This window comes from Desulfoconvexum algidum (genome assembly GCF_055382125.1).
Genome location: NZ_AP042394.1, coordinates 6,472,988 through 6,496,517 on the forward strand (window position 1 = coordinate 6,472,988; position 23,530 = coordinate 6,496,517).

Consider the following 23,530-nt stretch of genomic DNA (forward strand, 5'->3'; position numbering starts at 1 on the left):
AATATATTAATACAATCATCTTTATTTAATAATTGATAATTAAAGGGTTTTGATATAAATATTGAAGGATATACAATTTTAAGAAAAGGATTTTAAATGAAATTTTCGTTTAATAAAAAGGATATTCTGGATATCTTGTCAAAGATTCAAGGAATTACAGGGAGGAAAACCAATTTAACCATCACCTCTGATATCCTTATTAAAGCTGTAGGATCACAGATCAGTATTACGGCCAATGATCTGGAAACCGTTTTTACTGGCACCTATGATGCCCAGGTTGAAACTGAAGGTGTCCTGTCTATCAATTCTAAAAAATTTTTTGAGATCATCAGAGAATACCCTGATAATGAAATTGTTATAAATGAAGTGGAAAATAGATGGGTTGAAATTGGAACAGGGGATAGTCTTTACCATATTGTTTCATCTGATTATGAAAATTTTCCCGAGACCCCTTTAATTGAAAATGTAGATTTTATTGAAATCAGCGCTGTGGATCTTAAACGTATGGTGGCGATTTCTTCTGTTGTCAGTTTTACAGGGGATGAAAAAAGAATATATGTTTTAGGATCCCTGATGGAAAAAATTGTATCCGGCGATGAGGAACGGTTAAGAATTGTATCCACAGATTCAAGACGTCTCCATTGCTATGATGCCCCTTTTAAAGGAAAACTGAATCTCCCTCAAGAAAGTGTTATCATTCCCAAGAAAGGATTGGGTGAACTCAATAAATTTATTGATTCTAATTTAGACGCCATCCAGGTGGGGGTTAAAGATAATTATTTTATTTTTCAGCGGGCAAATGAGTCGGTGATGATAAAGCTTCTGGACGGAGAATACCCGGATTATAAACCTGTCCTCAACTATGACGAAATGATTCCCATGGAAGTGGACAGGAATATGTTTTCCACTCTTATGAGGCGGGTATCTATTCTTACCTCGGATGATTATAAAAGTGTTATTTTAAATTTTAAAGAAAATGAACTGATCGTGACCATCACCAACCCTGAAATAGGCGAATCCAAGGAGCGGCTCATGATCGGTTTTACGGGTGAAGAAATAAAAAGCGCCTTTAACCCTCAATATTTTAGGGATGCCCTGAATTTGTTTGAGGAGTCTATTGTGGTTATAAATATCAAGGACAGTAAAAGCCCCTGCATTATAAAGAGTCTTGATGATGATAAACTTGTTTGTGTAATAATGGCAATGCATATATCATGAAAAATAATGACGTAACAAAAGAGTATAATTCGGACAGTATAAAAGTATTAGAAGGCCTTGAAGCGGTTCGTAAACGGCCTTCCATGTATATTGGAAATGTGGATCTGGCAGGTCTTCACCATCTGGTATACGAAGTGGTGGACAATAGTATTGACGAGGCCATGGCAGGTCACTGCGACACGATTTTTGTCACCATCCATTCTAATATGAGTGTGAGCGTGGAGGACAATGGTCGGGGTATTCCCGTTGAAATGCATGAAACAGAGCATATTCCCGCCTGTGAAGTGGTCATGACCAAACTCCATGCCGGCGGTAAATTTGACAAGGATTCCTATAAAGTATCTGGAGGTCTCCACGGGGTGGGTATTTCCGTGGTCAATGCATTGTCTGACCTCCTTACGATGGAGGTTTATAAAAACGGCAAAATTTATCACCAGACCTATTCCAAGGGAGATAAGCTCACAGACCTTGTGGTTACGGGAGATACCGTAAAAAGGGGAACCAAAATAAATTTCATCCCTGATTTTACCATCATGAATGAAAATGAGATTGTTTATGAAACCCTTTCCAGAAGATTGCGGGAGTTGGCCTTTTTAAATAAAGGCTTAAGAATTGTTTTGGAAGATGAGCGATCCGCTGAAAAAGATGATTTTTATTTTGAAGGCGGGATTGTTTCCTTTGTGGAATATTTGAACCGGTCGTGCACGCCTTTGCATGAACCCATTCACATTGAAGGGGATAAAAAAGATGTTCAGATAGAGGTGGCCATCCAGTATAATGACACCTTTAAGGAAAAATTATTTTCCTTTGCCAATAATATCCGCACCATTGAAGGCGGTGCCCATGTATCCGGTTTCAAAGCAGCCCTGACCCGGACGGTGAATTCCTATATTACCTCGGGCTCCAATAATTTGCCCAAGAATATGCAAAATATTAAAATCAGCGGGGATGATATGCGGGAAGGTCTTTCCGTTATTATTTCTGTCAAACTTATGGAACCCCAGTTTGAGGGACAGACCAAGACCAAGCTTGGTAACAATGAGATAAAGGGGATTGTGGAATCCCTGCTCAATGAAAAACTGGGTCACTATCTGGAAGAAAATCCCAACGTGGCAAGAAAAATTATTGCCAAGGGTGTGGATGCTGCAAGGGCCCGTGATGCCGCCAAAAGAGCCCGGGAATTGGCCCGGAAAAAAGGCACCCTGTTGGATTCCACCCTGCCGGGCAAGTTGGCAGAGTGTCAGTATGCAGATCCTGCTGAAAGAGAGCTATTCCTGGTCGAGGGCGATTCGGCGGGTGGTAGTGCAAAACAGGGAAGGGACAGACGGTTTCAGGCCATCCTTCCCCTAAAGGGTAAAATTTTAAATGTTGAGAAAGCCCGGTTTGACAAAATTTTAAGAAGTGATGAAATTAAAAATATATTCACGGTCCTTGGCACCGGAGCCGGCCGGGAAGAATATGATATAGAAAAATTGCGGTATCACAAGGTGGTGATCATGACCGATGCCGACGTCGATGGTTCCCATATCAGAACCCTGTTGCTGACTTTCTTTTATCGTCAAATGCCGGATCTGGTTGCCAATGGGTATTTGTATATTGCCCAACCCCCTTTATTCAGGGTGGGGTCCCGGAAAAGCGGCACCTATTTAAAAAATGAGGAAGAGTACTCCAATTACCTGATCAAAAGGATATCCTCCCAGAAAAATTTATTCATCAATGGAAATGAAGATCCTCTTACAGAGGAGGTTTTTCACGATTTTCTCATCAATATGACCGCTTTTTTTAATGCGGTAAATTTATTAAAAAAACGGGATTTCGATACAGATCTTTTATTGGTTTTGATTAAAAACGGGGTAAAGGATAAACTTTTCCTTGAAAATAAAGAAAATATGGAAATCCTTACCAAGGCCCTTGAAACCTGCGGGTACAAGTCCGGGGAAATAGACTATGACATGGAAAGAAATATCCATGAAATGGATATCTATGATGAAGACAAAAAAGAAGTATTGGTAAGGGTTGGCAGGGAACTTCTATCCACCAATGATTACCAGCGAATGCTTAAAAATTATAAAAAAATGGAACCCCTTGATTGTCCTGATTTTTCCATCTCCTCCAAGGCGGAAGATGCCAAACGAGTAACCACCATTGATAATTTAACCCAGCTCCATGAATTTGTTATGGCTGAAGCGAAAAAAGGGATTAATATTCAGCGCTACAAAGGTTTGGGTGAAATGAATGCAGATCAGCTCTGGGAGACCACCATGAATCCGGAAAAAAGGATCATGCTCAGGGTGGAGATTGAGGATGCTGAAAAAGCTGACGATATTTTTACCCTGCTCATGGGGGAAGAAGTAGAACCCAGACGAAATTTTATTCAGAAACATGCCCTTGAGGTCTCCTCACTGGACTATTAATTTTTATATATTGGTATTAAAATACTGACCGGTTTCCAGGAAATGATGATTTCCCGGAAACCGGTTTTTTAAATTATAAAACCGGGTCAGGTTTACTATTTCCCTTATAAATTTCCAATGATGATTGATATGGCAAGATTTAGCTTTTTTACATATGGCAGGTGTAAAAATTCATTTGGCCCATGGGCATTGGCGTTGGGACCCAGGGCTCCTGTGATCAGAAATTTTGCATCTGGGAAATTTTTAGCAAGCAGCGTCATAAATGGTATAGACCCGCCTTCTCCGGCAAAGCCGCATGTCTTGCCAAAACAAAGATTTGATGCGTTATTTATGTTTTCTTCAAGGAGGTCGCCCAATTGGGGCATATCCCAACCGCTGGCGTGTTTTAATATCTTATAAGTGACCTTCGCACCATAGGGCGGGTCCTGCTCAATGACAGACTTTAGTTTTTGACTCGGCATGGTGGTGTCCACTGTGGGAGGTGTCCTGATTGACAGCAGCAGTTTGGAATACTCCCGGATCACATTCCCGGCTGTTTCAAATTTGGGTATGCCCTCTGCGCCAATATAAGATATGGCCGGTTTCCATGTGCTGTTGATCAAAAGCTGTAATGGATCATTGCTCATGGCAGATGTAGCATTAAAAAGCGGAAGGTCCTGGATCAGATGGGTGTCTATTTCTTTTGCTGTTTCCTGCATCTGCGTGAGTCGTTCTTGCGGAATATGTGTATGGAATTCTTTGATAAGAATATCCCCGGTTTTGGAATCCTCAACCCGGTCCAGGATCTGCCGTAAAATTCTGAAACTTGAGGCAACCATTCCGGACATGCCTGAATGGATATCCTGGGTTAAAACTCTTGCTTCGAGTTCACCGACAATGGTACCACGAAGGGAGGTGGTGATCCAAATTCTTTCATAGTCTCCACAGCCTGAATCCAGGCATATAATGAGGCTTGGGATTTTAATGATGTCTTTACAGGTTTCAATATAATATTCGAGATCCCAGCTGCCGCTTTCCTCACAGGTTTCAATGAGGATAACACATCTGCCATGGGGGATGTTCTCCGATTGAAGGGCTTTTATTGCAGTGACAGCCGTGAATATAGAATAACCGTCATCAACAGCCCCCCGGCCATAGAGCCGGTCGTTTTCAATGACAGGGGTCCATGCCCCTTTGTTATCATCCCATCCTGCTGCAGGCGGCTGCTTGTCCAGATGACCATACATCATTATATTCTCATTATGATCCGGTGTTGTGGCTTCAATCTGGATTAGGAGGATGGGTGTTCTACCCTCTTCTTTAATGATCTGGATGTTGGTATTTTTAAGTGCCATTGATTTGCACCATGATTGCGCCAGTTCCAGCGTATCCAGCAGGTGAGAGGTTGTGTTCCAGTCCGGGTTGAAGGCAGGAGAAACTGCAGGAATGGTGATGTATTTTTTTAGCGATGGGATGACAGATGTATCCCATGTTTTTTCAATAAAAATTTTTAATGAATTGATATTCATAATAATTACTTCCTGTTTAAATCAAAAGATTTTTTACCTTTTCATATGAGATGGAAGAATGCGCTTTGGCGAAGGAATCCGAATTTTTGAGTACGTTCAGTTTTGAGAGATTATCGGCTGTTGCATTGAAGTCCACGGTAAAAGATGCCACGCGTCCTTCTTTGGAGAGGCTGACGGTGGTTGACTCGAATGGGGTTGTTAAAATTTCCTTGCCCGTCTCCTTTGATGCGCTTGATCCTTTACCCGGGGGATGATTTTTTAAAGCAAATTGGGATAGATCATTGGCGGTTTTTTGAGAATTTATATTATGATTGATATCCATGGTGTCTCCTTTTGTGTTGTTTTTTGCCTGTTTGCGATGGCGTTGATATCCTATGATTGCTTTTTGCAATTCCAATGCCAGGCTTGAAATGCCCATGAATATGGGAGGTGTGATGATCTATTTGGTATAAGGGGAAATGTTTGCCGGGAAAAGAGAAAAAATGAACCTTTCACCTTGGCTTGGTTGCGCGCCATGGATTGGTGTACGACCTGGACGCGGCCGCAGCGACTTAAAATGACCCTTCACAGTGAAGTCCCATGTGATCAAGGACCGTTAAAATTTGAAATTTAAACAACACTGAACCATCTTCAATAACAGGGTTAAACCTGGCCGATAATTCCAGGGAAATCAGACCATGCACCAGGGCAAGGGTATGGACAACCAAATGGATCAGTTCTTCAGGGGATGAGAGCCCATAGGCACTGCCTATCTTTGACATCTGTTGTTTATAGGGGAGGGGTAAGACAAGTGATTTTGGGAGTGTTATCAAAGATTTTTGCCAGGCCCTGTCAAATAAATTAAAGAGAATATGGTATCCCTTTTCTGCTGTTGTGGAAATGGTTTCACTGACCGGATCAAATCCATATACCTTTTTACCGGCAAAAAGTCCAAAGGCGATTGGGTTGGCAACAGCCCATTCCCTGTATCCCAAAAGCGTGTGTATCATCTGTAAAGAAATATCAGATGAGGACGCTTTGTCCCTGGCAGTTCTTAATGCCCCATGGAAGGAATCCAAAGACCCCATGATCAGGTGTTCCATCAACTGATCCTTGCTTTTAAAATAACTGTAAAAAGCCGGGGCTGTCATTCCCATTTGCTGGGTAATACTGTGGATGGTTATGGTGCCATGGGTTTGTAACAACTGCCATGCAATGGTTTTAATTTCATCTATGGTGGCCTGTCTGAGTCGCTCACGTCGTGGTATCATTTTTTTTCTTTTTTTAGGAAATTGTGGTTATTTAATGGAAAATAATCTACCTGAATTTTTTAATATTGACAATACCTGAATTAATTAATAGTTAATTTATTTAATACAATTAAGTAAACTAATTATTAATTAATTCTTTCGGAGAACGAATGATTTCAGCCAGAGAATATGCAGACAGACGAACACGGCTTGACCAAAAAATAGGGTCCCTGGGGCTTACTGCCTATCTGGTCTCATCCCGGGAAAGCATCTACTATTTAACCGGTGCCTCCTATGTTCCAGAAGAACGTCCTTTTTTTATGATCATCATACCGGAACGGTCCCCCCTTCTCATCGTCCCCAAATTGGAATACGCCCACATGCAAAAGACCGGGATCGGTGAGGTATTGTCCTATACTGAATTTCCCGCACCCAAAGGAGAGGGGTGGCAAGAAGTTTTGTCCGACTGCCTTAAAAATAAGAAAAACCTGGGGGTGGAACCGGGCCTGTCCGCAGAGAACCTGGATAAAATATCGCTGTTTTCCCCCAGGGTGGTCCCTGTAATTGATAAATTGCGGCAAATTAAATCTGCGGCAGAAATTGAATTGATCCGTCAAACAGCAGCCTATGCCGATTTGGGCATGGAAAAAATAATGAAGGCCAGTTATAGGGGAGCCACGGTTCTTGAAATTTTTTCCCAGGCCCGGGCAGTCCAGACCCGGGTGTTAAAAGAGACTGTCTACGACCCGATGGAATCTTCATTTTTAATGGCTTCCTGGCCGGCCCCCTTCAGTGCCCAGCCCCACGGCATACCACGGGTGGATGACCGTATGGGAAAAGGACCCCTTGTGGCCTTGAGTTATTTAAGGGTGAACGGGTATGCCGCAGAAGTGGAACGGACCTATTTCCATACCAAGCCCTCACCAAAGGAAAGAGAGGTGTATCAACATATGTTGCAGGCCAGAAAATTGGCTGTTTCCATGGTTCGCCCCGGTGTCCTATGCAGAGAAATTGATGAAGCAGTTTACCAATTTCTTTGCGCCAGGGGGTATGAACAATATTTGCTACACAGAACCGGTCATGGCATTGGTCTTGGGAACCATGAAGGTCCCTATATTGCCCGGGGCAGTGATGATGTTCTGGAAGAAAACATGGTCATCAGTATTGAACCGGGTATTTACATACCCGAAATAGGCGGGTTTAGACATTCTGATACCCTTTTGGTAACGGCCAGGGGATACGAATTTTTAACACACCATCCGTCTGACATGGATGCCTTGACCCACACGGCAGTTAAGCCGTTGCGCAGGCTCATGGGCAAGGTTATTTCCCGCAGTCTTGGATTAAAATAGCTTCGCAATACCTGGAATGTGTACAAAAAAAGGGCGGCGGAATTCAGGGCCGGGATTATAGGATCTATCCTATGAACTAAAGACGAAGGTTAAAAGCAATGAACATGACGGGCAATGATCGAGAAATGGGTAAAAAAATCATGGCACAAGCCAAATTTTTAGGTGCAGATATATCCGGTATTGCTCGGGTTGCCGATCTTAAAGACTCGCCATCGCACTGGCTCAGTGAGATCATGCCGGACTTTAAAGGAGTGGGCACGCATCTGTCCGATAACAAAAAACGCGGAATCGTACAATGGCGGGAGGGAGCCAAGAGTGCTATTGTTCTCGGTGTTGCCCATCCGCGCAATCGGCCGGAACTGGATTGGTGGATGGAGAGTCCCCATAAAGGAAACACCCCGGGTAACCGACAACTGATGGATGTGATAGGGAACCTGGCCGATTGGATTGAGCATAAAACGGACATGCGCTGTTTTAGGTTGCCTTACAATATTGAAAAAGGCGGCATCTACCTCAAGGATGCTGCAGTGCTGGCTGGGTTAGGTTGCATCGGCATGAACAACCTGGTGATCACGCCTCAGTTCGGACCCCGCCAGCGTATCCGGGTCGTGCTGGTGAATGCAGAGCTTCCCTCTACCGGTTCGATGGATTTCGACCCCTGCAACGGGTGCGACATGCCCTGCCGTAAGGTGTGCCCGCAAAAGGCTTTTAATAGCCCCATATACTCACCGGCGGCCTATGGTCGTGAAACACTCCCTGGACGTACCGGGGTTTACGACCGCTTTCGCTGCAACGAACAGATGTTAATCGATGAGGCCAATGTGGAAGCGGTGTATAGTGAGAAAGAAGAAGCTGTTGTACAACGGGTGAAATATTGCCGGCGGTGTGAGATGGCGTGTCCTATTGGAAGGGGGTAGTCGAGCGAAACCCCAGTCGGCGTCCAGCATATGGTTATGTGATTACCTCCGTTTTTTTAGCTTATATAAATATTTAATTAGCGGCGTGGTTTTTTGCGTCGGCTGAATTTGCCGGGTTTATTTTAATGAACAAGGCCATCAGGTTATTGCAAAGGTCTTGTATGACGAGTTGGTGGTAGCAAACCTGCTGACGGCGGCTGAGCCAAAAATGTTTTAAGCGCAGCGACAGTGCTCACCGGATCTTCTTCCTGGGGAACATGACCAAGCTCATTGAAGATTATGTGTTTGCTGCCGACAATCTCCTTGTGAAAACGATCGCCAATGTAGGGCGGAATAAGACGGTCCCGGCCGCCCCACAAAATAAGTGTGGGAAGCTTGAGATTGGGTATGCGCGTTGATAGTTTGCCCGGGCGGGTTTGACGGAAACGCTTGACCAGTGCTTGTCTGTTACCTGAACGGGTGATGAGATCGAAATATCGATCAATCAGTTCAGGGGTGACCAAAGACGGGTTGCCGTAAACATTTTTAACGCTGCTTTCAACCATTCCCCGGGGCAGCAGATTTCCCACCAGCCGGTTCAAGACAGGTGTGCGCGCAATGGTGAAACCGATCGGAACAGATTGAGCCTGGTACGGATAGCCACTTGCATCAACGAGTACCAGCCGTTCGACCCGGTCCGGATGCAAAACAGCTGTCGCCCACGCCACATAGCCGCCCAAGGAGTTGCCGGCCAGCACGCAATGGTCTATTTTGTATTTATCGAGTACGGCGACGACCAGGCGTGCATAATTTTCAATGGTGTAATTACTTTCAGGAGAGGGGCCTGTGAGCCCAAAGGCCGGCATGTCAAAACGGATGACCCGATGCTCATTCTTCAGGGCATGAACCCAGCCATCCCAGGTGTGGAGTGAGGAGCTTGTCCCGTGCAGAAGCACTATGGGAAGTGGATCCTTGGGCGGCCCTTCATCCCGCAGGTGCACCCGCATGCCTGCAATTTCGACAAACTGTGACGGGGGTTGTGCCCAGCGCACTTTCAGTTCTTCCATTGAACGATCCGGCACCTGGTTTGCCGCGATGAATATGCCTGCGGCGGCAACAAACAGCAGGAATAATCCACCCAACAACTTGAATACACGTTTCATATTTGACCTTCATCACTACTTCTGGTGAATTATGTGCTGCTTCATAATGCGAGTTAACCACAAAAAGAATCGGTCACACCCGGTTTTTTTTGTGGTGAGTAGAAGTAACCCGGAATAAGAACAGGGCGGAGCAATGCGGGTGCAGAAAAAAAATATGGGCGGCCCTGTCCGGGTATTCTTTCCGGGCCTTCTGTCTGATGACAGAAGGCCCGGGGGTGTTTATTTTTCCTGCCAGACCGGGGGGCGTTTTTCAAAAAAAGCACTAACCCCTTCCTTTGCGTCGTCGGTGGTGCAAAGCCTTGCAAAGGCTTCATTCATATAATCAAATTGCGCCGCATAATTCATGTCTTCGGAGGCGTAAAACGCTGTTTTGGCAATCTGGACGGCAATGGGGCTTTTTTGAGCCAGTTCCTCTGCCCAGACAAGGGCCTGGGTTTCAAGGTCATCCTTGGGAACAATTTTATTGATCAACCCCAATTCAAGGGCTTCGGGGGCCGTGAGAAGGTTGCCGTAAAGCAGGAGTTCCAGCGCTTTTTTCCGGCCCACGCAACGGGCAACGGGGATGACAGGACCCACACAATTTAATCCCACATTGATGGCGGTCAGTCCCATGCGCGAAGTGTCTGCGGCAATGACCAGGTCGCAAGCGGCAATCAGGCCCATGCCGTTGGCAGCGGCAAATCCGTTAAGTTGTCCGATAACAGGGGTTTTCATCTTTGAAATGTGCACAAGGGGCCGTTCCATTTTGCCGATCCACTCTCGGTATTCAATGGCGGTTTTTCCAGCAAGTTCGTTGACATCAATACCGGCGCAAAAGGCCCGGCCGGCGCCCTTTAGGAGAATAACCCGAACTTTCGGGTCGGCATCCAGTTCCCCCAATGCCTGGTCGAGCTCGGCCGCCATCTGACTGTTGAAGGTGTTCAAACTTTCCGGGCGGTTCAGGGTCAGGGTTCCCACATGGGTGTCATTTTTTTCAACGATAAGGGTTTCAAATTTCATCATGATACCTCCTTAATTATTGGGATTGATTATTATTCAATCGGTCATTCTCAAGTTGCCGTTGTCAGGATGTTACCGTGTTGCCAGTCGCAGCACCATATTGTCCGCCACCTGGCGGCGATCGTCTAGGGAGAGTGAATATCCATGAATTATGATATACTGCGGCCCCTTATTTCCTGTCAAGATGAATAAAATTTGACCTTATTTTAAATACCGGCACCCTTTCCGTGGACAAGGTGGTTCAGATTATTCAATGCGCCATCGGTGCTGTTCAATAAATGTTTTCATGATTGACACACGCCTTTGTTTTTACTACTGCTGTGGTTGACACAAGAAGCGCTTAATAATGATAAAGATATTTTGGGGAATATATGGGACTGAAACAAGCTGACCAGGATAGGCTTAAGGGTTTTCTTGATGGGATTAAAGCGAAAACAGATAACTTTCTGGGATATCCCGTGTCAAAGGATTTTGATTATAAGGATCTCTTTGAATTTTTAAAATATCCCCTGAACAATCTGGGTGATCCCTTTACTCCCAGTACCTGGAAGGTTGACACCAGGGAGTTTGAACGTGAAGTAATTACATTTATGGCCCGGCTTTTCAGGGCCAAAGAGGATGATTACTGGGGATATGTTACTAATGGCGGCAGTGAGGGAAATCTATACGGATTATACCTTGCCCGGGAGCTTTATCCCCGAGGAATTGTCTATTATTCCCAAGACACCCATTACAGCGTCAGTAAAAATCTCCACCTGTTAAATTTACGCCATATTATGATCCGGTCCCAGCCAAATGGTGAAATAGATTATGAAGATCTCCATGAAACTGTGAAAATCAATCGGGATAAACCCGCTATCATTTTTGCCAACATTGGGACAACCATGACAGAGGCAAAGGATGATCTATTAAAAATTAATGCCATTTTGGACCAACTGGTGATCTCTGATCGGTATATTCATTCGGATGCCGCTCTATGTGGTGGGCTTGCGCCGTTTATAACGCCCAGGGCTGCATTTGATTTCAAAGATGGGTGCGACAGCATTTCCGTGAGCGGCCATAAGTCTTTTGGATCTCCCATCCCCTGCGGAATACTGGTTGCCAGGAAACAAAATGTGGCACGTATTGCAAGGTCCATTGCCTACATCGGTTCTCTGGATACAACGATTACAGGCTCCCGAAATGGAGTGACCCCCCTATTTCTTTGGTATATGATCAAAAAACTGGGTATGGACGGTCTGAAAAAAAGAGTGGCATCTGCACTTGAAATGGCGGAATATACCGAAACGAGCTTGCAACAGGCCGGGGTCGCTGCCTGGAGAAATCCCAACGCCATAACCATTGTGTTTCCCGAGGTAGCTGAAGCGGTCAGGGAAAAATGGCAGTTGGCAACGGCCGATGGTAAAACCCACCTGATCTGCATGCCCAATGTTCGAAAGGATCAGATTGACCAATTTCTTGGTGATTTAAAAAAAATTAAAAATAATTCGGATATAATATGAAATACATTATGATCATTCATAAAGACCGTAAAGGGTTGGTGGCAGAAATTTCAGAGTTGCTGGGTCAAAACAACATTAATATAGATTCTATCAATGCCAATTCAGAGCTTGGTTTTGCCGGCATCAAGCTCTTTACTTCGGACAATGACCTGGCGCTGTCCGTTCTCACTGAATCGGGATTTAAAGCGGTTCCCGATGGAAATATTCTGGTGAGGATTGATGATGTGCCCGGCGCACTGGGACGTATCTCACGCACTTTAAGTGAACACAATATTAATATTCGCGGCATCACCATGATAGAGCAGAACCAAGGATCAAATATTGTTGCCATTGTCACGGACCAGGATGAGAAAACCAGGAAAATTTTGAAGGATGTCCTGGTGAAATAAAAGGACCGCGTATCACGGTACCGAGTGCCACCTTTTTATTCATGCCGGTGGATAATAAAGTGCCGCCCCTTTATTTTTTTTGTTGAGAGTGCTGCTTGGGCCTTGTCGGCCATACCGCGTTCAATGGCCACATAGGAGTAAAATTCAAAGCAGTTGATTTTGCCCACACAGCTTCCGGCAATTCCCCCATCTTTGGTGAGCGCCCCCAGGATATCCCCGGGCCGAAGTTTGCTCTTTCGCCCCCCGTTGATGGACAGGGTCACCATGGGAGGCAGAACGCTCCTGTCGGTTGAGGGCTCAAGCGCATCAAGATCGGCCACCTCAAAAGCAGTACCCATCATGCGGTTGATCTCTTTTAGTCTGAAACCCTCCTTGGGTGTCATGAGGGAAAAGGCCATCCCCTCTTTCCCGGCCCGGCCTGTCCGGCCGATACGATGGACATAGACCTCGGATTCAAAGGGAAGATCAAAATTAATCACTGCGCTGAGCCCTGAGATATCAAGGCCCCTGGCCGCCACGTCCGTGGCCACTAAAATGGGGGTGCTGCCGTTGGAAAAGCGCACCAACACTTCGGTTCTATCCTTTTGTTCGAGGTCGCCGTGAATGGCCAGAGAGGCAAATCCCTTTGCCCCGAGAAAGGTTGAAAGAGACCTGCACTGGAGTTTTGTATTGCAGAAAATAAGGGTTGATGCGGGTTTCACTGTTCCCAGGATCTGGGCCACAACATTGGCCTTGGCCTCCCAATCGGACTGATAAAAATATTGACGAATGACATTTTTTTCGTGGTCTTGATCCACCACCACCCTATGGGCATTTTTCTGAAACCGGGTGCTCAGCTTAAGGATGGACTCTGGAAAGGTCGCGGAAAAAAGAAGGGTCTGGCGATGTTTGGGCACATAGCCCAGGATCACTTCAATGCTGTCGGTAAAGCCAATGTCCAGCATTCGATCTGCTTCATCCAGAACAAGGGTGGTCACATTATCCAGGTTCATGGTTCCCCGCTTTAAATGCTGCTCGATGCGCCCGGGAGTCCCTACCACTATATGGGCCTGGTGTTCCAGGGAGATCTGCTGGGGAAGGAAGGGCATTCCACCACAGATGGTCACAATTTTGATGTTGTGTTTGAATCGGGCGATACGCCGCAGCTCGCCTGCCACCTGATCCGCCAGTTCCCGGGTCGGACACATGACCAGGGTCTGGACCCGGAAGCGTTTCACATCCAGGTTGTGCATCAAGCCGATGCCAAAGGCCGCCGTTTTCCCGCTCCCGGTTTTGGCCTGGGCCAGCAGGTCCTCCCCACGAAGCACATGGGGCAAACTTTCTGCCTGGACCGGCGTCATTTCTTGGTACCCCATGGTCTTAAGGTTCTCGATCATCGATTTGGTTAACGGCAAGGTTGTAAAAGCACTCATGGAATCCTTCTTTTTTATTAAAGACAGACCTCCCAAGGTCTGTTGTTGTGTTATGGCACCTTTTTTATTGCACTCATGGGTGCCCGGCGCACAAGCATACCAGGCAAATCATATATTCACAATAAAAGCTGCAATTTGCCGGCGCATCCCAGGGGGATTACCTCTATAAGTTGACTTGATTTTACCAGAATTTGAATCAAGGGAAGACAGGGGTTAGAACACCTTCTGTCCCATTGAGAATTCTACTTGACACTGACAGACCTCAAGATTAAAATAATTTTAAGGTCTAATATTAGGCGCTTTCACATTTCCCCTGTATCAGGATAGATGCTCAATTAGAGAACCTTGATCGAATCCTTGCAAAACTGGAACATATCCCATGCTGACGGGTAAGGGTTGCATTATTTTTCTAAAAAAAAGCAAATTTGATAAAGGAGGACCACCATGAGAGTACAACCCAAAAAAATAATGTGTGCGGTTGATTTTTCGGATTTCACGGATGCGATCCTTGCCTACAGCGTTGCATTGTGCACGAAGTTTCATGCAAAACTGTTTTTGGTCCACATCGCCATGGACGTGAATGTTTCCTTTGTGAACAGCAGCATCGCCTTTAATAAGGCGATGCTTCAGGATGAACATATCCGTAATGCACAGCAACGCCTTGAGGAATTGGTAAAAGAGGTGACAATAGAACATGAAATTTTTGTTTGCAAGGGAGATCCGGCCAATGAAATCCGCCAGCTTGCCTTGAAAGAAAAAATAGATATGGTCATCACCGCCACCCATGGAAAATCAGGGATTACAAGATTGTTGATCGGTTCCGTCACGGAGAAATTGATGAAAACCCTTCACTGCCCATTTTTGGTAATGCACACAGGGCAGCAGAGTTTCATACCCCGGGACGACGGTCAAATGGAGCTGGAAAAAGTGATGGTGGGGTGTGATTTTTCACAGGATTCCAAACTTGCGTTTGACTATGGCGTTAGCCTTGCACAGGAATATCAGGCAAAGCTTTATCTGACCCACGTCATTAAACCGACGGAACATATTGAATTGAAAAGATCCGACTATATCAATGCCATCCCCGGAGATTACCGGGCCTGGCGTACTTCAGATTATCTTGAGATGCAGAAAAAAGCGACAGAAGAAAACCAGGAAAAAATCAATAAACTAGGCCGACGCCTTGAAAGGCAACTCTATTTTATGGTGCCTGAAGAGTTCCGGAGCTGGTGTAGCCCTCATACCATCATGCTGACCGGGGAACCCTATAAAGAGTTGATAAAGTATGCCAGGGAACAGGAGATCGACATGATTGTATTGGGAATTCGTGGTCATACCCTTTGGGAAAAATTGATGGTGGGCTCCACCACAGATAGGGTTATTCGCGAAGCTCCCTGTCCTGTGCTGGCAGTCCGGCAAATGGATGGCGGGTAAGCGCAATTGCAAAAGAGATGATAAAGAGACGATATGAATCTGTAAAATATGCTACACTCTATCCGGTTTATAAAGGCTGGGTGCTGACTATATGATCTTTTTTATAAAAGTCATTTGATCCGGCCACCAATATGAGTGTTGAAATTGATATCATGGGGAGGCCGGACGATGGCTATTTTTGGAAAGAATGGATTTGTCTGGAAACAGGAGATTGCCTTTGCCAGGAAACTTCTTGTCTGGCAATATGAAAAATCTGGTACTGCTTTACCCGATGAGAGAGCAATATCGGCTCATGCTCAAAAAATTGTGGCGGATGCCCATATAATTGCCAAAAAAAGCGGCCGCACGGTACTGGAAATTTTGAAAAACAAGGTGACTATAAAAAAATAAAGGAAATGATAAAATGATAAATGTAATTGCGTCCATACAAATAAAGGAAGGACAGGTTTCCAATTTTATAGAAATTTTTAAAAAAAATATTCCAAAGGTTCTGGAAGAAAAGGGGTGTATTGAGTATGTGCCGACGGTTGACGTCGCTACGGCCCTGCCCCCCCAGGAGTTGAATCCCAATGTAGTTACCATCATCGAGAAATGGAACAGCCTGGAGGATTTAATGGCACATCTATCCACACCCCACATGCGGGAATATGGGAAAAAGACAAAGACCCTTGTTGAAAAAATGTCTATCAAAGTATTGGAAGAAGTATAGTCAATCAATAGATCCCCATGAAAATATAAAACCAACTATTTGAATTGAATAGGGAAGATTAAACCAAAAGATGATCGAACAATCAAATGATGATAAAGGAAAGAAGACAGCGGTTTTGTTTTCAGTTCAAACCCCTGGCGTTTCCGATGAGGAGAATGGTTCATCTCTCCAAGAACTTAGGCGGTTGGTTAAAACCATGGGCCTTGAAGTTGTCGCAACGCTAACACAACGCCGTTCAAAACCTGAGACGGGAACCCTATTGGGCGCGGGAAAATTAAAAGAACTTGCCGGCTATACCGGTGGAACCGGAATTGTTGAAAAATTTAGCCGGAAATCAAAAGATGAATGTGATGACATGGATGAAGAGTATCCGGTCGGCAGTCTTGCCGATAGATATGAAGAGAGTTTAAGCCATGACCCAATGGCAGAAAACAGGGTACGCGCCAATGTGGTCATCTATGATGGCGAAATTTCCACAAAGCAATTGCAAAATCTTGAAAAAGCGACCGGCGTCGAAGTTTTAGACCGAACCAGTGTGATCCTCGAAATATTCAGCCGTCATGCCAAAAGCCGGGAGGCCCTTATTCAAGTGGAAATAGCCAAATTGGCGTATTTGGTGCCAAGGCTGAGGGCATCTCAAATTGGCGGTGATCGTCAAGGCGGCGGTGTCGGATCTAAAGGGGTAGGAGAGACTTCCCACGAACTGAATAAACGTCATATCAGAGACCGCATATCCGAATTAAAGTCACGCCTTGTTGGAATTCGCAACGAACAAAATAGACGGCGCAGCCGCAGAAAAGAAAATTTCCAGGTTTCTCTGATCGGTTATACCAATGCCGGCAAGTCGTCACTGATGCAAAAACTGACCGGCAGCGATGTATTGGTAGAGGATAAATTATTTGCAACCCTTGATACCCGTGTAAAAGCGTTGCAGCCAGAAGCGTTTCCTCCGGTACTCATTTCCGATACCGTTGGATTTATAAAGAAATTACCCCACGATTTAGTTGCATCTTTCCAATCGACCCTTGATGAGGCACTTGCCGCTTCCTTACTTTTGTTTATAATAGATGCCTCGGATCCGGCTTTTCGATCTCAATTGACGGTGACCCATTCGGTCCTCAAAGAAATCGGTGGTGAAAAAATTCCAAACCTGCTGATTTTGAATAAAATTGATAAACTCACAACAGGAGAGCTGGAAGCGCTATATCTTGAATTTCCCGATGGAATCTTCATCTCTGCTCACACCCCCGAGGATGTCGCAATCCTGCGCAAAAAAATTCTTGAGTATTTCGAATCAAATATGATCGAAACCACGATGGTGGTGCCCTATGACAAAGGGCACCTTTTAGGACAGTTAAGAAACAAAGCCAGTATCATAAATGAATCCTACGACGAAACAGGAACGAGTGTAACATTCAAGACGTTTCCGGAAACATTAACCTGGTTACAAAAAATGATGGATTGAACCGGTGATTTTTATTGAACTTGATCAGGGGGTCATGGCTTCCATGGCCTTTTTCATCTGGCGGGCGGCCTGTTTTAACCGCTCTTCGTTTTCCACCAGGGCCAGGCGAAGATAGCCCTCCCCTTCATCGCTGAATCCGGCTCCAGGGGCTACCGCCACATTGGCCCGGTTCATCATCTCAATAGCAAACTGCATGGATCCCATTTTGTCAAAGGGAGCGGGTATCTTGGCCCAGACAAACATGCCGGCCTTGGGTTTTGTAATCTCCCATCCCATACGTTCAAGGCTTGCGCACAAGACATCTCTGCGGGTTTCATAGGTTTGGCATAATTCAATGATGGTGTCGTCACAATCCCGTAAGGCAATAATCCCTGCCACCTGGATGGCGGAAAAAATACCATAGTCAAAATATCCTTTGATTTTACCCAGGGCCTGGACCATTTGCTCGTTGCCCACGCAATACCCGATTCGCCATCCCGCCATGTTATAGGATTTGGAAAAGGACCCAAACTCAACCCCCACATCCTTGGCACCTGGAGCTTCCAGGAAACTGGGTGCCTTGTATCCGTCAAAGCAGATTCTGGAATAGGCAAAATCATTGATGACCATGAATTTAAATCGTTTGGCCAGCTTGACCACTTCCTTGAAAAAGTTCAGGTCCGTGACTACGCCTGTGGGGTTGTGGGGATAATTGAGCAGCAAGACCCTGGGCTTGGGATAACAGGACTCACAAACATTGATGATTCGGTCCAGAAAGCTTTTTTCCGGGGCAATGGGTATTTTCATGACAGTGGCACCGGCAATGACGGCGGCATAAATATGGACGGGAAAGGCCGGAGCTGGTACCAGAACCGAATCCCCCGGCCCCATGATGGCCAGGCAAAGATGGGAGATCCCTTCCTTGGACCCAATGGTGAAATAGGTTTCCTTTTCTGCATCCAGGTCAATATCATAATGGCGTTTATAATATTTTGCGATTTCAATTTTTAAATGGGGCATGCCCGAGCTTTCAGGATACCGATGGGCCTTGGGATCCTTGGCCACTTCCACCAATTTTTCAATGACCGCATCGGGGGTTGGATCCATGGGGTTTCCCATGCCAAGGTCAATGACATCATCCCCGTTTCTCCGCTTCTCCATTTTCATTTTATTGATCATGCCAAACAAATAGGGGGGTAATTGTTCCATGCGGGTGGCAAACCGGATGATATTGTTTTCTTCCAAAACTAAACTCCTTTTAAAAAATATAAAAAATATAAGAATTTAAAATCATATCAGATTTTATTCCCAGAAGAAAAGTAAAACTGCAAAAAATGTAACAGGGGTCAATCCATTCCACAGGACTCGCTTGCGGGTGGACCCGGATGAACTGGGGGTGGCCAAGAATATTTTTATAGTTGGTTGCCAATGTGAATTAAAAAATGGTATTTTGACCTGAATATTTTTCCAACCCGATAACCAGCAGGTAAAGAAAATGAAACCACAGGAAATAGAAGATAAAAGTTTTCAGATCATTGAAGCAGAGGCGGGAAAACATGGGTTTAATGAACAAGAATGGCCCATTGTCAGACGGATGATTCACACCTCGGCGGATTTTGACTATATAAAGAGTATCCGATTTTATAAGGGAGCCCTTAATCCCATTGACGCAGGAATTCAGGCCATTTTACAGGGGAAAAATATTATCACCGACACCAACATGGCCCGGGTGGGGATTCGAAAACGAGAGGTTCATGAATTTGGCGGCCAGGTCTCCTGTCTGATTGCTGATGAGGCCGTGGCAATAAAGGCGAAGGAGGCAGGCACCACCCGTGCCCTGGCGGCCGTGGACATGGCTGCAGACAGGATGGAAGGCGGGATTTATGTGGTGGGCAACGCCCCAACCGCTCTTTTGCGGCTCATGGCGTTGATCCGGGAAAAAAAGGCAAACCCTGCATTGATCATCGGATTTCCCGTGGGCTTTGTCAATGCGGCCGAATCCAAGGATGAACTCATGACCCTTGATTATCCCTATATCACCAACAAGGGCAGAAAGGGCGGGTCCAATATTGCGGCCAGTATTGTCAATGCCCTGGCTATCATGGCCTTTGCGCAAAAATAATCTTTTATTGTTAGGGAGGTTTTCATTAAAGGCTTTGTCATTGCTGCCACGGGCAGCGGAACCGGAAAAACAACCATTTGCCTGGCCATTCTTGCCTATTTAAGGTCAAGGGGGATACGGGTGGCCCCCTTTAAGGTGGGCCCGGATTTTATAGATCCTGGCCATCACACTAAGATTGCCGGGAGAACAAGTGTTAACCTGGATTCCTGGATGTTGACCCGTGCCTATAATCGAAGACTTTTTGCTCAGAATTCAAAGGGAATGGACATGGCCGTGGTGGAAGGGGTTATGGGACTGTTTGACGGGTATGATGCCCTGACGGAAACAGGGTCCACCGCCCAAATGGCCAAATGGCTGGGCCTTCCTGTCCTGCTTATTGTCAGTGCAAAGGGCAAGGCCAGAAGTGCTGCTGCCATTGTCAAAGGGTTTGAAACCTTTGACCCGGATCTAAAGCTTGCTGGGGTTATTTTCAGCCAGACCGGCAGCCAGCGGCATTATGAATACCTTCGGGATGCTGTGGCGCAAAATTGTACAACCCCCTGCCTGGGTTTCATGCCCAAAAATGAAAAAATTGTCATGCCCGAACGGCACCTGGGATTGATGACCGCCGATGAGCTGGACATCTCCCCCCAAGTGCTTGCCCTCCTGGTCTCCATGGTGGAGGACCACCTGGACATGGATGCCTTGATGGCAAAACTGCCAGTGATATCTTCCGGGAATAGAGGTGAACCCTGCGCGGATCTGGCAGACCCAAATCCGGGTGATGTGGTCTCGGATAAAATTCCCATCCCGGCACCGGCTGCACCTGTAGTAACGCCTGCGCCCGTAGCAACAAGCGCGCCTGTTATTGCCGTGGCAAGGGACAAGGCGTTTTGTTTCTATTACCAGGACAATCTTGATAGTTTAACAAAAGCCGGGGCAAAGATTGTCACCTTTTCTCCCTTAACAGACACTCAACTGCCCCCTGGGATTGACGGGATTTATCTGGGCGGGGGATACCCCGAGGTGTTTGCCAAAACCCTGTCCGCCAGGACAGAACTTCTGGACCAGATTAAGCAGTTAAGCCTTTCAGGCATGCCCATATACGGGGAGTGCGGGGGTTTTATGTATTTGTGCAGTCAGGTATCGGCCATGGACCAAAAAGAGCAATATGGGATGACAGGTTGTTTTGATTTCTCCGTTCAAATGTCCAAGCGCCTCAGGTCCCTGGGATATCGGGAAATTACCCTGACACAAGATACCCTTATCGGTACAAGGGGGACAGTGATAAGGGGGCATGAATTCCATTATTCCTCCATGAAAGACAACGCATCTGAAGATCCGGGTGTCAAAAATGTCTACCAGGTCACCACACGGGCGGGCCAGGATATTTTTTTAAAGGGATATCAAAAGAACCTCACCCTTGGTTCCTATCTCCATGTGCATTTTGGCAGCAGCCCCGGGTGTGCACAGACCTTTGTGGATCATTGTGCAAAATTTAGACAGATCCGACTGGATCCCACAAAAACCGCCCCCATATCAGCGCAACCCGGACCAAATAGCAAGGAGTACCATGGCTGCAAAAACGCTTAAGCAGGGGTTTACCACAGGGGCGGCGGCTGCCGCATCGGTAAAGGCAGCGCTGCTTGTTCTGGTCACCTCCCGGGTCCCCACGGCCGTAGATATTGCGTTTTTAACCGGTGAAAAAAAGCGCATTGCCATAAAACAAGTTCTGAAACTATCAGATACCTGTTGCCGGGCCTCGGTGATAAAAGATGCCGGAGATGACCCGGATATAACCCATAAGGCCGAGATCGGGGCAAGGGTGACCCTGACCCCGGCCAGGGAGCTGACGGTGATCATAACGGGTGGAAAAGGGGTGGGCAGGGTCACCAAACCAGGCCTTGAAGTTGAGGTGGGGGAACCGGCTATCAATTCAGGTCCCAGGCAAATGATCCAGAATGTGGTGGAAGAGATATGGGATCAATACAACCTGTCCGGCAGGTCGGTGACCATTGAAATCTTTGTGCCCAAGGGAGAGCTCCTGGCCAAAAAAACCCTGAATGCCCGTCTGGGAATCCTCGGGGGCATCTCCATTCTCGGGACCACCGGTATTGTTAAACCCATGTCCCATGATGCCTATATTGCCACCATCAGATCCAGCATCTCTGTTGCAATTGCCAGAGATATTGACACCCTGGTGTTTACCACGGGAAGGCGAAGTGAGCGGTTTGCCATGGGGCTTTTTCCCGGCTTTTGTGAGGAAGCCTTTGTCCAGACCGGGGATTTTTTCAAGGCAGCCATTGATGAGGCCCTTAATAAACCCTTCTGTCAACAGATTATCTATACCATTTTTTTTGGCAAGGCCGTTAAAATGTCCCTGGGATTTGAACACACCCATGCGGCAAAGTCAGATCTGACATTAAACAAACTGGCCCTTTGGGCAAGAGAGATCACAGGGGATGAACGACTCGTTTGCAACATAAAGCAGGCCAATACAGCCCGTCATGCCTTTTCATATATATTTCCAGATTATCCTGAACTGCTCACCTTTGTGGGGAAAAAAATCCAGGCGACGGCCGGACGCTTTGCCAGGGGGCAGATCCAGATCCGGGTGATCATTTTGGATTTTGAGGGGCAAAAGGCGTTTGACTCCCAAGAGATGGAGGAAATTACATGAAAAAAAATGAATCCGATGCAAAAACCATCTTAAACCGCCTGGGAAAATTATCTGGTTTTTTAAATAGCCTGGATGTAGATGCAAGCAATGATGACTGCTTTAATTATCCCCTGGAAATTATCCAGAAAACCATGATGTTTGATATCAGTGTTCTCTACAAGGTGTCCAATGTCATTGAAGACCGGCTGATTTTAGAGGTGGTCAAGGTGCTGGATCCTGAAAATTTGCGGCCGGATTTAAGGGAAAATAGGAAATTAAGGCTGTTTTTAGATTCCCGGGACAAGCGGTATGTCAACGAGGTCAGTGCTTTTTTAAACAAGAATGTTTCTTGTATCAATATCCCGGGAATGGGATGTGATGTTATTGGGTTTGTGTTTTTTCCCCAGGAGTGTGGGGGGGCCTATTTGTTTGGCGGGGATTTTTTCGGCAAAGAATCTGCTGTTAAGGATTTTGAGGTCAGTACAGTGGAGATTATGTGCAATTTTTTGAGTACCCTTCTTTTAAAGACCCAATTTAAACAGCAGGCAGAATATGATGGCCTCACAGGGCTTTACAATTCCCGGAAAATTAAAGAAGAGCTGGGCCGGGTATTGAAAAGACTTGAACGTAAACCTTCCCTGTCCGCCAGTATTGCCATGGGGGACATCGATTTTTTTAAAAAAATTAATGATACCTATGGCCATATCCAGGGGGATCTGGTTCTAAGGGAGGTGGGAGAGATTCTCACCCTGTCCATGCGGGAATATTTTGATACGGCCGGCCGCTACGGCGGGGAAGAGTTTTTATTAATCCTGGATGAAATAGAGGGTGACCCTGCGGTTCAGATTGTGGAACGGATCCGGGAAAAAATTGCCGCCACCCGGTTTGCCCAGGTGAACAGGTCCGGAAAAATTCTTGAAAACCAATTTATTAACATTACCATGTCCTTTGGTGTGGCCCAATTAAACCCTGGCGTGAGCCAGGGGGAGAACAAGGCTTCTTATGACCAGACCCTGGCGGAACATATCGCCAGGGCAGACACTGCCCTGTATACATCAAAGGAGAACGGCAGAAATCAAACCACCCTATTATAAAGAAATA

21 protein-coding genes are annotated in these 23,530 nt (G+C 46.0%); 14 read left to right on the forward strand and 7 right to left on the reverse strand.

Translation table 11 applies throughout. The features are described from left to right. Positions 1-96 precede the first annotated feature (96 nt). Both dnaN and gyrB read left to right on the forward strand, forming a co-directional pair. The gene (gene dnaN, locus ACZ45G_RS29115; protein ID WP_464174110.1) at positions 97-1,218 is read left to right on the forward strand and encodes a DNA polymerase III subunit beta; all 1,122 of its coding nucleotides are present in this window, start codon (positions 97-99) and stop codon (positions 1,216-1,218) included. Next, on the forward strand, positions 1,215-3,632 hold the full coding sequence (gene gyrB, locus ACZ45G_RS29120; protein WP_464174111.1) for a DNA topoisomerase (ATP-hydrolyzing) subunit B: 2,418 nt from the start codon (positions 1,215-1,217) through the stop codon (positions 3,630-3,632). The genes dnaN and gyrB overlap by 4 nt, the downstream gene beginning before the upstream one ends. A 104-nt stretch (positions 3,633-3,736) precedes the next feature. Here gyrB and ACZ45G_RS29125 read toward each other — a convergent pair whose 3' ends face one another. The 3 genes from ACZ45G_RS29125 to ACZ45G_RS29135 form a co-directional block, all read right to left on the reverse strand. Beyond that, positions 3,737-5,140, reverse strand: coding sequence for a M20/M25/M40 family metallo-hydrolase (locus ACZ45G_RS29125; RefSeq protein WP_464174113.1), 1,404 nt, complete (start codon positions 5,138-5,140; stop codon positions 3,737-3,739). Between the two features lie 16 nt (positions 5,141-5,156). Further along, entirely contained in the window at positions 5,157-5,462 is a 306-nt protein-coding gene (locus ACZ45G_RS29130) for a hypothetical protein (RefSeq protein ID WP_464174114.1), read from the reverse strand. A 229-nt stretch (positions 5,463-5,691) separates the two neighbouring features. Then, complete coding sequence (locus tag ACZ45G_RS29135) at positions 5,692-6,390, reverse strand: TetR/AcrR family transcriptional regulator (RefSeq protein WP_464174115.1); 699 nt, start codon at positions 6,388-6,390, stop codon at positions 5,692-5,694. Positions 6,391-6,539: 149 nt separating this feature from the next. Here ACZ45G_RS29135 and ACZ45G_RS29140 point away from each other — a divergent pair, with 149 nt between their 5' ends. Beyond that, on the forward strand, positions 6,540-7,721 hold the full coding sequence (locus ACZ45G_RS29140) for a M24 family metallopeptidase (RefSeq protein WP_464174116.1): 1,182 nt from the start codon (positions 6,540-6,542) through the stop codon (positions 7,719-7,721). A gap of 98 nt (positions 7,722-7,819) precedes the next feature. Next, positions 7,820-8,638, forward strand: coding sequence for a 4Fe-4S binding protein (locus ACZ45G_RS29145; RefSeq protein ID WP_464174117.1), 819 nt, complete (start codon positions 7,820-7,822; stop codon positions 8,636-8,638). A 143-nt stretch (positions 8,639-8,781) separates the two neighbouring features. Here ACZ45G_RS29145 and ACZ45G_RS29150 read toward each other — a convergent pair whose 3' ends face one another. Both ACZ45G_RS29150 and ACZ45G_RS29155 read right to left on the reverse strand, forming a co-directional pair. Beyond that, on the reverse strand, positions 8,782-9,780 hold the full coding sequence (locus ACZ45G_RS29150) for an alpha/beta fold hydrolase (protein ID WP_464174118.1): 999 nt from the start codon (positions 9,778-9,780) through the stop codon (positions 8,782-8,784). Between the two features lie 219 nt (positions 9,781-9,999). Then, positions 10,000-10,782 (reverse strand): enoyl-CoA hydratase/isomerase family protein, encoded by a 783-nt coding sequence (locus ACZ45G_RS29155; RefSeq protein ID WP_464174119.1) that lies wholly within the window; start codon positions 10,780-10,782, stop codon positions 10,000-10,002. 368 nt (positions 10,783-11,150) lie between these two features. Between ACZ45G_RS29155 and ACZ45G_RS29160 the strand changes: the two genes are divergently transcribed. After that, entirely contained in the window at positions 11,151-12,281 is a 1,131-nt protein-coding gene (locus tag ACZ45G_RS29160) for a histidine decarboxylase (RefSeq protein WP_464174120.1), read from the forward strand. Next, positions 12,278-12,670 carry an ACT domain-containing protein gene (locus tag ACZ45G_RS29165; RefSeq protein WP_464174121.1) on the forward strand — a complete coding sequence of 131 codons (393 nt, stop codon included), beginning with the start codon at positions 12,278-12,280 and terminating at the stop codon, positions 12,668-12,670. Before ACZ45G_RS29160 ends, ACZ45G_RS29165 begins: the two co-directional genes overlap by 4 nt. A gap of 35 nt (positions 12,671-12,705) precedes the next feature. Here ACZ45G_RS29165 and dbpA read toward each other — a convergent pair whose 3' ends face one another. Continuing rightward, positions 12,706-14,082 (reverse strand): ATP-dependent RNA helicase DbpA, encoded by a 1,377-nt coding sequence (gene dbpA, locus ACZ45G_RS29170; RefSeq protein WP_464174122.1) that lies wholly within the window; start codon positions 14,080-14,082, stop codon positions 12,706-12,708. Positions 14,083-14,526: 444 nt separating this feature from the next. On the opposite strand from dbpA, the gene ACZ45G_RS29175 reads away from it, so the two are divergent. The 4 genes from ACZ45G_RS29175 (at position 14,527) to hflX (ending at position 17,690) form a co-directional block, all read left to right on the forward strand. Next, positions 14,527-15,516 carry a universal stress protein gene (locus ACZ45G_RS29175; protein ID WP_464174123.1) on the forward strand — a complete coding sequence of 330 codons (990 nt, stop codon included), beginning with the start codon at positions 14,527-14,529 and terminating at the stop codon, positions 15,514-15,516. A gap of 168 nt (positions 15,517-15,684) precedes the next feature. After that, complete coding sequence (locus ACZ45G_RS29180; RefSeq protein WP_464174124.1) at positions 15,685-15,906, forward strand: hypothetical protein; 222 nt, start codon at positions 15,685-15,687, stop codon at positions 15,904-15,906. A 13-nt stretch (positions 15,907-15,919) separates the two neighbouring features. Continuing rightward, entirely contained in the window at positions 15,920-16,225 is a 306-nt protein-coding gene (locus tag ACZ45G_RS29185) for a putative quinol monooxygenase (protein ID WP_464174125.1), read from the forward strand. Between the two features lie 70 nt (positions 16,226-16,295). Beyond that, on the forward strand, positions 16,296-17,690 hold the full coding sequence (gene hflX, locus ACZ45G_RS29190; protein WP_464174126.1) for a GTPase HflX: 1,395 nt from the start codon (positions 16,296-16,298) through the stop codon (positions 17,688-17,690). Positions 17,691-17,714: 24 nt separating this feature from the next. Here hflX and ACZ45G_RS29195 read toward each other — a convergent pair whose 3' ends face one another. After that, the gene (locus tag ACZ45G_RS29195; RefSeq protein WP_464174127.1) at positions 17,715-18,914 is read right to left on the reverse strand and encodes an aminotransferase class I/II-fold pyridoxal phosphate-dependent enzyme; all 1,200 of its coding nucleotides are present in this window, start codon (positions 18,912-18,914) and stop codon (positions 17,715-17,717) included. Between the two features lie 250 nt (positions 18,915-19,164). Here ACZ45G_RS29195 and ACZ45G_RS29200 point away from each other — a divergent pair, with 250 nt between their 5' ends. From ACZ45G_RS29200 to ACZ45G_RS29215, 4 genes are read left to right on the forward strand one after another with little or no spacing between them, the layout of a single operon-like run. After that, positions 19,165-19,791 carry a precorrin-8X methylmutase gene (locus ACZ45G_RS29200; protein WP_464174128.1) on the forward strand — a complete coding sequence of 209 codons (627 nt, stop codon included), beginning with the start codon at positions 19,165-19,167 and terminating at the stop codon, positions 19,789-19,791. A gap of 39 nt (positions 19,792-19,830) precedes the next feature. Next, on the forward strand, positions 19,831-21,363 hold the full coding sequence (locus tag ACZ45G_RS29205) for a cobyrinate a,c-diamide synthase (RefSeq protein WP_464180051.1): 1,533 nt from the start codon (positions 19,831-19,833) through the stop codon (positions 21,361-21,363). Then, complete coding sequence (gene cbiD / locus ACZ45G_RS29210) at positions 21,344-22,450, forward strand: cobalt-precorrin-5B (C(1))-methyltransferase CbiD (RefSeq protein ID WP_464174129.1); 1,107 nt, start codon at positions 21,344-21,346, stop codon at positions 22,448-22,450. The genes ACZ45G_RS29205 and cbiD overlap by 20 nt, the downstream gene beginning before the upstream one ends. Next, complete coding sequence (locus ACZ45G_RS29215; RefSeq protein ID WP_464174130.1) at positions 22,447-23,523, forward strand: GGDEF domain-containing protein; 1,077 nt, start codon at positions 22,447-22,449, stop codon at positions 23,521-23,523. Before cbiD ends, ACZ45G_RS29215 begins: the two co-directional genes overlap by 4 nt. Positions 23,524-23,530 lie beyond the last annotated feature (7 nt).